At 63.6% G+C, this 7391-nt stretch carries 11 protein-coding genes and 1 pseudogene; 4 read left to right on the top strand and 8 right to left on the bottom strand.

The window, feature by feature from the left end:
• Nucleotides 1–122 precede the first annotated feature (122 nt).
• From ACK8OU_RS19610 to ACK8OU_RS19600, 3 genes are all read left to right on the top strand, one after another.
• Nucleotides 123–470 (top strand): hypothetical protein, encoded by a 348-nt coding sequence (locus ACK8OU_RS19610; RefSeq protein ID WP_410305024.1) that lies wholly within the window; start codon nucleotides 123–125, stop codon nucleotides 468–470.
• Nucleotides 471–524: 54 nt separating this feature from the next.
• Complete coding sequence (locus tag ACK8OU_RS19605) at nucleotides 525–752, top strand: hypothetical protein (protein ID WP_410305023.1); 228 nt, start codon at nucleotides 525–527, stop codon at nucleotides 750–752.
• 90 nt (nucleotides 753–842) lie between these two features.
• Entirely contained in the window at nucleotides 843–1412 is a 570-nt protein-coding gene (locus ACK8OU_RS19600; protein ID WP_410305022.1) for a DUF3489 domain-containing protein, read from the top strand.
• Nucleotides 1413–1465: 53 nt separating this feature from the next.
• On the opposite strand, the gene ACK8OU_RS19595 is transcribed toward ACK8OU_RS19600, so the two are convergent.
• From ACK8OU_RS19595 to ACK8OU_RS19580, 4 genes are all read right to left on the bottom strand, one after another.
• Entirely contained in the window at nucleotides 1466–1690 is a 225-nt protein-coding gene (locus tag ACK8OU_RS19595; RefSeq protein ID WP_458524362.1) for a DUF7220 family protein, read from the bottom strand.
• Between the two features lie 123 nt (nucleotides 1691–1813).
• Nucleotides 1814–2605: a hypothetical protein gene (locus tag ACK8OU_RS19590; RefSeq protein WP_410305020.1), complete on the bottom strand. Its 792-nt coding sequence runs from the start codon at nucleotides 2603–2605 to the stop codon at nucleotides 1814–1816.
• Nucleotides 2524–2823, bottom strand: a complete 300-nt coding sequence (locus tag ACK8OU_RS19585) for a hypothetical protein (protein WP_410305019.1) — start codon at nucleotides 2821–2823, stop codon at nucleotides 2524–2526. Before ACK8OU_RS19585 ends, ACK8OU_RS19590 begins: the two co-directional genes overlap by 82 nt.
• Complete coding sequence (locus ACK8OU_RS19580) at nucleotides 2823–4142, bottom strand: site-specific DNA-methyltransferase (protein ID WP_410305018.1); 1320 nt, start codon at nucleotides 4140–4142, stop codon at nucleotides 2823–2825. The genes ACK8OU_RS19585 and ACK8OU_RS19580 overlap by 1 nt, the downstream gene beginning before the upstream one ends.
• A gap of 152 nt (nucleotides 4143–4294) precedes the next feature.
• On the opposite strand from ACK8OU_RS19580, the gene ACK8OU_RS19575 reads away from it, so the two are divergent.
• On the top strand, nucleotides 4295–4855 hold the full coding sequence (locus ACK8OU_RS19575; protein WP_410305025.1) for a class I SAM-dependent methyltransferase: 561 nt from the start codon (nucleotides 4295–4297) through the stop codon (nucleotides 4853–4855).
• Nucleotides 4856–5432: 577 nt separating this feature from the next.
• On the opposite strand, the gene ACK8OU_RS19570 is transcribed toward ACK8OU_RS19575, so the two are convergent.
• The 4 genes and pseudogenes from ACK8OU_RS19570 to ACK8OU_RS19555 all read right to left on the bottom strand — a co-directional run.
• Nucleotides 5433–5813 carry a DUF6362 family protein gene (locus ACK8OU_RS19570; protein ID WP_410305017.1) on the bottom strand — a complete coding sequence of 127 codons (381 nt, stop codon included), beginning with the start codon at nucleotides 5811–5813 and terminating at the stop codon, nucleotides 5433–5435.
• Entirely contained in the window at nucleotides 5806–6015 is a 210-nt protein-coding gene (locus ACK8OU_RS19565) for a hypothetical protein (RefSeq protein WP_410305016.1), read from the bottom strand. The genes ACK8OU_RS19570 and ACK8OU_RS19565 overlap by 8 nt, the downstream gene beginning before the upstream one ends.
• The gene (locus tag ACK8OU_RS19560; RefSeq protein WP_410305015.1) at nucleotides 6012–6539 is read right to left on the bottom strand and encodes a hypothetical protein; all 528 of its coding nucleotides are present in this window, start codon (nucleotides 6537–6539) and stop codon (nucleotides 6012–6014) included. The genes ACK8OU_RS19565 and ACK8OU_RS19560 overlap by 4 nt, the downstream gene beginning before the upstream one ends.
• A 2-nt stretch (nucleotides 6540–6541) precedes the next feature.
• Nucleotides 6542–7391 (bottom strand): annotated as a pseudogene (locus ACK8OU_RS19555) (hypothetical protein); the annotation flags it as partial.

The following is a 7391-nucleotide window of genomic DNA, read 5'->3' as shown; positions in this document are numbered from 1 at the left end:
TTGATGCTGGCCGAATAGATCATAAAGCAATGAAATTGCTCATAATTACCTACGATAATCGCTGGGGTAGAGCGAATGTCATCGCACGGAAACGATGCAACTCACCCCACGGAGCCACCGCCATGACCAACCCCGCCGCCAACCTGATCGCCACCTTCCGCGCTGCCGCTGAAGAGATCGAAGCCCGCCTCGCGCCGAGCGCCTGCGCCACCCTCGCCTCGCACAACTGGATCGTCGTCGACGACTTCGGGCCCATGACCTTCACGCTGACGCCCGAGGGCGGCACGCATCGCGCCACCTGCACGGGCCATGGCCGCGCGCACAAGGTCAACCGCTTCACCAAGGCAGACGCCGAGCGCCTCGCCCGCGCCTGCAACGCCCGCGCCGCCTTCTGGACTGACGCCGCGCGCGAGGAAGCCGCGACGCTCCGCGGCCACATCGCCGCGCTGGAAGCCACCAGCGCCGCCTGAGGTTGAACCGTCGGGGTCAAGCGCCCCGCCCAACTCTCTGACAAGGACAAGACCATGACCAAGCGCCGCACCGCCGACAATTCCGCAGCCCTCGACGCCTTCATCGCCGCGAAGATCGAGATCGACGCGATGCTGGAGCGGCTCGCCACCCTCAGCGCGGACCATTTCAAGACCAGCCCCGACGAGATCAACTGGGGCCATGTCGGCACCCTGAACCACTACCGCGCCAAGCTGCGCGAGATCTCCGACATGGCCTTCAGGGAAGGCGAACACGCCGAGTAAGACGACCCGCTCCCGGTCCCGCCCGCCGACTGGCGGGCTCGACCTCGTAGAAGGGCCCGCATCCCGCGCGCCCCGATACGGGAGACGACGATGACCAAGCTTTCCGACACCCAAGCCCTGATCCTGAGCGCCGCCGCACAGCGGCCCGAGCATATCGCCCTGCCGCTGCTCGAGAGCCTGCGGGGTGGCGCCGCCGCCAAGGTGGTCGGCGCAATGCTCGCCAAGGGCTTCCTCGAAGAGGTCGACGCCGACACGCGCAAGGGCGAGCCAATCTGGCGCGAGACAGGCGACGGCCACGGCGTCACGCTGGTCGCCACCGACGCAGGCCTCGCCGCCATCGGCATTGAGCCCGAGGACGCGAACCCCGCACCTGCGGGCGCGACCGACGCACCGACCGAGCAGTCTGCGCCGGAGGCCGCCACCGGCACCGAGACCGCGCCCAAGGCGCGCACACCGCGCGAGGGCACCAAGCAGGCCACGCTGATCACCATGCTGCGCGCGCCGGACGGCGCGACCATCGAGGAGATCGTCGCGGCCTTGGACTGGAGACCGCACACGGTGAGAGGCGCGCTTGCTGGCGCGCTGAAGAAGAAGCTGGGCCTGACGATCACCTCCGAGAAGGTCGACGGAAGGGGGCGTGTTTACGCCATCCGTGACTGACGCTCCGCACCGAAACGGACAGTTGCCGCCGCCCAACGCCGGGCGGCGGTTCTTCATTCTGCGCTCCGCATTCGGATAGCCTCGAACAGCCGCCTCAGCAGGTAGCCGCGCACCAGCGAGACGCCGACGAAGGCGAGGCCGATGGTCAGATGCTCCGCGAGCCCAGTCTCGATCCCGAACCACGGGAACACGACGATCTGCGTGGCGATGGCCAAAACGTAGCCGACGACAACGTTTGTCGTCGCCTCGACCATCGACATGGTCCGGCTCTGCTTCATCGCAGGCTCTCCATGAAGGCCGTCACGAACTCCGCCGCGAGCGGCGGAACGATCGCATTGCCGTAGCGCCGAGGGAGCCCGATGCGGCCGGGTATCCCATCAGCAAGCGAGAATGCACAGTGCTCAAAGTGGCTCTACGCGAAAGCGAACCTCGGATGAGGTCGAGCCTCTTTCAACAGTGATTCGCATTCTCTCTGACCTTCCATTGCTGAGATCAACGATTCCGGTGCAGACAATTCTTTCCTCCGTCTTAGATACTTGGCTCAAAGACGAAACATCAAGGATCCTGAACCGTCCGCCAAAAGCATTCTGAAGGTTTTCCCCCTCGACCAGGGAAGCAGCCATATCGCAGTCGTATTGCGCGATATCGGTTTCGACAGATAGTGATCTAAGGATTGAAGAAACGAACTCTGCCCCAGAACTCGTAAAGAAAAGCCAAAACAGGCCGCCTGCAACCAATACCCGCAAAGCCCAATTCCCACCCGAGCCCTTTTTTTCAGGAGCATTCTCGACTGGTGCCTGCGCCCCTGAAGACGAAGGCGGTGGCGTGACTGACTCGCCAAACCCATACTTTGGTGAGTCGATTGGCGCTATTCGGCCGGCATCTCGTATCTTTTGTAATTCGATATCAATCTGAGAAAGTATGCTCTCAATTATCTTCTTGCCTTCACCCCAATCGCTTAGCTGGCCAGATGATGTTGTTATCTTGAGTTCGGTGGATTGCCCGATTTCTACCATCCTTAATTCAATATCCTGCCCAAAAGAGCTCATAGTAACCTTGGACTTAGCCAAAATCCTTCCATTACCTATCTTTTCTTCTTTTATCTTGAATTTCAGCTCGCGAAGCGACTTCTGACTCGCTTCAAAAAGCGCGCCAAGCGGAACGCCTTCGAAGCTCTTCGACTCTTCTGCCATAACCCACCTCTGTAAGGCACCGTCACTAAAGAATACTTAGCATTTGCTGTTGTCAATACTCCTATTGACTCTACAGAGGTGGGATCGCGCAGCTCGGCGGGCTCCACCTCGAGGATGGAGCGCTCGTCCACTTCGCCAGCTGGCAGCAGCCTTGCCGCGATGAGTTCCCGCAGCCATTCGCAGGCCGCGGGATCGGCATCGTTGTAGTAGACGGCCATCAGGCAGCGGTCTCGGCCTTTTCGCCCAGCCGTTCGGCCTTCACCTCGGCGAAGGTTCGGCCGTCGCCGTCGAGGGTCGCGTCGCGGCCGATCTCTGCCTGCCAGCGTTCCACGGCGACATCGATGTAGGCTGGGCTGATCTCCATCGCGAAGACGCGGCGGCCATTGGCCTCGCCCGCCATGATTTGAGAACCCGAGCCGGAGAACGGCTCGTAGCAGAGCCCGCCGCGGGCGACGTGCTGGCGCATCGGGATGCCGAAGGCGTCGAGCGGTTTCGGGGTCGGGTGATCGGGGCGTTCGTCCTTGGCGAAGGACGGTAGCACCCAGGTCGATGGCAGGGTTTCCTCGGCCACCTTCGGCGGACGGTTGGGGCGGCACCAGCCCATGAAGCAGGGCTCGTGCTTCCAGAGGTAGTGGGACCGGGTCAGGACGCCGCGGTCCTTCACCCAGATGATCTGCTGGTGCACGAAGGCGCCCGCCTTCTCCCAGCAGGCTTCGAGCATCGCCTGGCGGCGCGAGGCGTGCCAGCAGTACCAGGCGGCATCCTCGGTGATTGCCTCGGCTACGGCGGCGGCGATGAAACCGTCGTAGAGTTCCGCCCCTTGCGAACTGTCGTCCCATGTCGTCCCGTAGGACGCCGACCAGTCCTTGTTGCGCGTCGGATGGTTCGAGCCGTCGTAGTCCACCAGATACGGCGGATCGGTCGCGAACAAGATCGCCCGCTCGCCATTCATCAGGCGGCGAACGTCGGCAGCGCTGGTGCTGTCGCCGCAGAGCAGCCGGTGGTCGCCGAGGATCCAGAGATCGCCCGCCCGCGAAGCCGGATTGCGCGGTGGTTCGGGGATGGTCACCGGCGGCACGGAGCCCCCGGCGCCACCTTCTTCCCCGTCCCCCTCCGGTACGAAGGCCAGCAGCTTGTCCAACTCGCCATCGGAAAACCCGACCAACGACAGGTCGAAATCCTCGGCCAGCAGGTCGTTCAGTTCCTCCGACAGCAGCGCCTCGTCCCAGGTGCCGAGCTCCGTCAGCTTGTTATCCGCGATCCGGTACGCCCGGCGCTGCGCCTCGGTCAGGTGCCCGAGCACGATCACCGGCGCTTCGGTCAGCCCAAGCTGCGTTGCGGCCAGCACGCGCCCGTGGCCTGCGATCAGTTCCCCGTCCTCGGCGACCAGGCACGGAACCGTCCAGCCGAACTCGGCCATGCTGGCGGCGATCCTGGCAACCTGGTCCGCGCCGTGCATCTTCGCGTTCTTCGCGTAGGGCTGCAGGCGCGCAAGCGGCCATTGCTCGATCCGCTCGGGGGCGAAGGCGAGGGTCATGTGATTGATCCTGTTCGATAGGTTGGGCGCAGCGGGGGTGGACCCACATCGCGCCGGTGCTGTAGAAAACCGGCATGGAGGAGATCAGACACTCGCACCGGGCCGTTTATGAGGCCAATGCAGGGCACTGGGACACAACGCGGTCCCGCGTCCTGTTCGAAAAATACTGGCTTGATCGGCTGCTTGCCCATGTCCCGAAGGGCAGCGGCGTTCTAGACCTCGGTTGCGGCGCCGGAGAGCCTATCGCGCGCTACCTGATCGAACAGGGTCGTATCGTGACCGGCGTCGATTTCTCGCGCAACATGTTGGCGATTGCACGACGTCGCTTTCCGGACAAGCGTTGGATCGACGCCGACATGCGCGAGATCGAACTCCCCACGAAGTTCGCAGGCATCGTCGCCTGGGACAGTTTCTTCCACCTGACCAAAGACGAGCAGCGCGCCGTGATCCCGCGCCTCGCCCACCACATCGCACCGGGTGGCGCCCTCCTCGTGACTGTGGGGCCGAATGAAGCGGAAGCTGTCGGACGGGTCGGCAATGGAGCCGTCTTTCATGCATCCCTGTCACCGGCGGAATACGCTGCACGCCTCGATGCTGTCGGAATGGACATCGAAAGCTTCGTTCCCAATGATGCGGCCTGTGGAGGCCATTCGGTGCTCCTGGCAATCAAGCGAGACGAAAGGCACACACCAAAAGACCCGCTTCCGGGTTGATCACACCTTCGCCAGAGGCAGGGTGCCCTCCCCGTGGATCCTCTGGCTTGCAGCTGGATTCCGGCGGCCAGAAAATCCACCTGGGAATCCACCCCCAGAGGACTCGCATCTGTTTGATTTTACGCCTCTTTCAGGCGGTCCGAGGTGGACTCTGGATTCCGCTGGACTCCCAAAAAATCGAGCCTGACGCTAGCGAAGTTGCGCGCTGCGCCCCCCAGCATAGGAAGTGAACATAAAGGAACCGTAAAATCAATGCCTTAGCGGAAGGCGGAGAGAGTTTTTCCGGTCATCCGGCCACCATATTGCGCCGAAAAAACCGGCCTCTCGCCCCCTTCGGAGAAGGTTTTCGACGGGGCAAGCGGTGGGCAAATGCCCCTCGCACAACCTCGCGCTCGAACCGTTCCCGACCACCGTTGGACTCCGAACCGGATTCCGGCTGGACTCCGGAGTCCACCAAGGTATCCACCCTAACGGAAATGGGGAGAGCCGTCGCCCGACGCACTCTCACCATCATGCCCTCCGGATAGCACGCATTTGATGCATGTGTCGAAGGAAAAAGTGTTGCAACACTTTGGAGTCACATAGCATTCAGCCTTGCTGCGATCTTCGTCAGCGCCAGTAGCCAGCGTCGCCAGGCCGTCGTGCGGTCGCAGCCGAGTTCACCGCTGATCTGCTTCCACGGCACGCGGGCGGCGCGGGACCAGACCAGCTTGCGCTCGGCCTCCTCGATCCAGAGCACCCAGTCGAAGGTCTGCTCGAGCCGGGTGATCGCCGCGGCCGAGGGCCAGACCCGCATCGGCTGCGGTTCCATCGCCGCGATCTCGCGGCTGGTGCGCACGATGTCGGGCCAAGTGTTGAAATAGCCCTGTGCCTTCACAGCCGGCAGTCTGCGCAGGGTGCGGAACGCCTCCTCGAAATGATCGGCGACGTCGTCTGCGGTCCAGACACGGTCAGCCATGGCGCACCTCCCTCACTGCGGGCAGCTTGCCATAGAGCTTGTCGCCCAACTGACGGACGAGTTCGCGCTCGGGCCAGGTGAGGCGCGGGTCGTCGAGCGACACGGCCAGAACGCGCTGTTCGTGCCAGCCGTCCCGCTTGACCTGCTCGGGGTCCCGGCGCTGGCCGCCGTAGCCGGGAGGATGCCAGCGCATCGCTGTCATGCGCGCCCCTCCCGCCTCTCTCTTTCCATGACCGCGCGGGCCTGTTGGGCCCGGCGGCGATCGTGGTCGTTGTCGAGGTCGATCCGGCTGAGGCCAGTGTCGCGATCGACATGGCTGCCTTCGCCATGGCGCGCCCATGCAATGAATGCCTGGGTCAGCTTGCGTTGCCGCTCCGCACTCGCCGCCTGTGCCGCAGCAGAAATCAGCGGCGTGAGGTGTTGCGTCAGGAAGGGCAGCCAGTCGACGGGGTTCGGGATAAGGATCTGCTCGATGATCCCGGCTTCCGTATCGATAAGAACGAAGTTGCCAACCTTTTCGCTTGGCCAGAAACGCACTTCAACCCAGCCACCTTGGCACCCGTCGTCCGTGAGAGGCACACAATAGCAGCCCAGTACCCGGGTGAACGCGTGATGCCAGCTGACGTTTCCCTCCCTGCTGAGGCGATCGGCTTCCTTATACCAATCTGGCAAGGCCACGTCGTAAAGGCGGCCCGACTCATAAACACGCAATGTGTCGAAACACATAATCAATCCTCCTTTTTGGGACAGGTTTTCGGTGTTGCATTTCGTTGCAGGCGCGCCGGTGTCGCAGCTTCAAGCCGAGCGGCGAGGCCTTCCAGCGCTGCCTTGCGCATCGCAATCACGGCCTGCATGCTGGAGGTCAGGCGGGATGAGAGGGCGTCGATCCGTTCCCGGCCCTGCGCTTGCCCGGCGGCCGCTGATGAGATACCGAACTGCGCGAGAGGCCCGAGGCGGTTGGTGAGCCAGGTTTCCGGATCTGGAATGCGAGCGAGATCGACAAGGGCAGTGCGGGTGCGATGCCCTGAACCCTCCGGTCGGTACATCACCTTCACAGAGGAAGGGGACATTCTGCTATTATAGAGGTCTCTATAATAGTCATTTGTCCCCTTCCTCTGGCCGTCCTTCTTTGCAGCCTCGCGGGTCGGCCAGAGCTCCGGAAAGCAGGCCGCCATGTCGGCCGCGTTCTCGAGGACGATGCCCGAGAGCGCCATCAGGTCGCGCCGGGTCGGGCGGAGGTCGGACCACGGCACCAGCGCGTTGACGGTCACCGGCAGGACCACGTCCGTGAGCAGGTCGATCTCGAGCGGCGTGGCGGCGCTGCGGTTGACGCCGCGCCCGCGGCCCATGGCCTGGATCAACTCGCCCTCGCAGATGCACCAGCGGACCGCTTCCGCAATGGGATCGGCGTGTTCCTCCATCGCGAGCGGGGCGGTCATGTCGCCCGCAAGCCGCACGCGGCGTTCGACCATGGGATACCACCAGCCTGCGTCCGCCGGGTTCGGCGCCGGCACCCGGCCGGTCAGCGCCATGGCGTTGAGTTCGATAGTGCGCGGCGCGGGCAGCGTGCGGCCGAGC

This window comes from Pontitalea aquivivens (assembly GCF_046507575.1).
GTDB lineage: Bacteria > Pseudomonadota > Alphaproteobacteria > Rhodobacterales > Rhodobacteraceae > Pontitalea > Pontitalea aquivivens.
Note: the sequence above shows the minus strand (reverse complement) of the source record. Positions and strands in the feature narration are given on the sequence as shown.